This window comes from Streptococcus mitis, from assembly GCF_946188695.1.
GTDB classification, from domain to species: Bacteria; Bacillota; Bacilli; order Lactobacillales; family Streptococcaceae; genus Streptococcus; species Streptococcus mitis_DF.
The window spans coordinates 1-280 of the sequence record NZ_CAMHWI010000062.1 but is presented as its reverse complement, the minus strand read 5'-3'; the positions used below and the strand labels follow the sequence as shown (position 1 = coordinate 280).

Genomic DNA, 280 nt, shown 5'->3' with positions numbered 1-280 from the left:
AGCGGATTTTCATGCCGCCACCCCCGCGCAATGCTGCGCCACATAGGCGGCGTGATCGGACATCTGGCCGACTTCACGCGCGTTCAACAGTTCGATCAATTCGAGATACTCCGCGATCTGCTCGCGCGGCGGCGCATCGGCGAGCGGGTGGTGGCCGGCGGCTGCGATCCCCTGCCCGGCCAATAGCTGGAGCCAGGCGACTTCGCTGAACAGATCCGCTTCGCCGCGCACGATCCGCCCCGCGTCGCGCCACAGCGCGATCTTGTGGCTAAGCCCGTCC

1 protein-coding gene is annotated in these 280 nt (G+C 67.1%); it reads right to left on the bottom strand.

Features of this window, described 5'->3' with window-relative positions:
* Window positions 1-9: 9 nt before the first annotated feature.
* A partial coding sequence (locus N8L33_RS09995; protein WP_261059756.1) for a tryptophan 7-halogenase occupies window positions 10-280 on the bottom strand: 271 nt, incomplete at its 5' end.